General features: G+C 40.4%; 2 protein-coding genes. Both read right to left on the reverse strand.

What is annotated here, in order from left to right; genetic code table 11:
• On the reverse strand, window positions 1-784 hold a 784-nt coding region (locus AC06OU_RS03825), incomplete at its 3' end, for a methyl-accepting chemotaxis protein (RefSeq protein WP_475854090.1).
• 21 nt (window positions 785-805) lie between these two features.
• Window positions 806-1,598: NAD(P)/FAD-dependent oxidoreductase (locus AC06OU_RS03830; RefSeq protein ID WP_475854091.1), on the reverse strand; the 793-nt coding region annotated here is incomplete at its 5' end.

The raw sequence follows: 1,598 nt of genomic DNA on the forward strand, positions 1-1,598 counted from the left end.
GACTATTGCTCGCAGTTACCTTATCAACTTGTTTTGCTATTCCTTCAATATTCTCTCTTACTTCTACGATTGAAGCCTCGACTCTACCAGCAAGCTTACGCACTTCTTGAGCGACAACATTGAATCCACGGCCGTGCTCTCCAGCTCGCGCTGCCTCAATAGCAGCATTTAATGCTAGTAAGTTCGTTTGTGCTGCAATTTCTCTGATAGTTTGAACAATCCCTTTAACTGAATCTGCCTGTTTTTGAAGGTTTTCTAATGTGTTTGTATTTTCTCTAGAACCAGCAGCAATTTCATCTATTCTTTCTAGTAGATCTTCGCTTCTTTTAATCCCCACTTCGGCACGGTTACTCAACTCTTCAGACATATGATTTAATTCTTCTGTAACACCCATTAGAATTTGATGACGTCCCGTTACGTTAGTAGCTACTTTGGTGACCCCAAGCACCTTGCCGTTACTCCCAAAAATCGGCATATAAGAAGCTTCTAAAAACACACTATTGCCATGTTTATCTTTTCTTTCTACCTTATCGAAAAATGACTTACCCGCAAACAGATCCTTCCAAAGCTTTTCGTATGCCGGGCTGTTCACAAAATCTGGAAAACAGAATTCTCTGTGGTGCATGCCTTTTACTTCACTTACAGTATAGTTAAGTTCTTTTGCAAAATTTTCATTAACATACGCAACACGGCGGTTCATATCAAAACGAATAATCGCTAAGTTTTTTTCAAGCGCCTCTACCACGGTCACATCATTAACTTCTTCTGTTTGTATGTAACTCATTTCTCTTCCCCCACGCCCTTTTTAATTGGGTGTATATTTTTCTAAATCTAGTATCGTTTCTCTTCCTAACACTAGCTTAGCTAGCTCTGAACCAACAAATGGCCCAGCCGTTAAACCAGATGCCCCAAGACCGTTCGCAAAATAAAAACCGTTTTGTCCCTCCAGCTTACCAAGTACAGGTAGAAAATCCGGAGTATACGGACGAAAGCCTACTCTTACTTCCTTTATTTTCTCATCTTTTAGGCTTTTTGCAATACTTATTGCATTATCAAGCAGTTCTTTTTTCCCTTCCTCAGTCACTTGAAAATCATACCCAGTATTTTCTTCATAGGTAGATCCTGCAACCACTTTTCCATTTTCAAAAGATAGCATATATTGATTAGTTGGAGGTAGGACTACTGGCCATTCCCCGGTAGACATATCATTCTCCAATTGAAAATGCATGATTTGAGCCTTCTGAAAGGTAACATTTAAATCTAAGCCTAACGTAGATGGAATTTCATTGCCCCAAGCACCGGCTGTTAATATAACCGCCTCTGCATCTGTCCGTACTCCGTCTATCCATAATTCATTGTTCTTCCAGACAGCTTCTCCATACACTATCTGTGCGCCTAGCTTTTTAGCTCCATTGATTAGAGCATCCCTCATAGCCTTGCCATCTACTCTTGCTCCCCCTTCTACGAAAAGAGCATGCCATTCACCTGAAATAATAGGAAACTTTTCTTTCGTTTCTTCGGGAGAAAGGATTTTTAGCTCTCCTATTTCTGGAGCATCCATTCTTTTTTCCAACGCTCTCTCTAACATCTTTTGCAGC

The sequence above is a fragment of the Psychrobacillus sp. genome, from assembly GCF_056205495.1.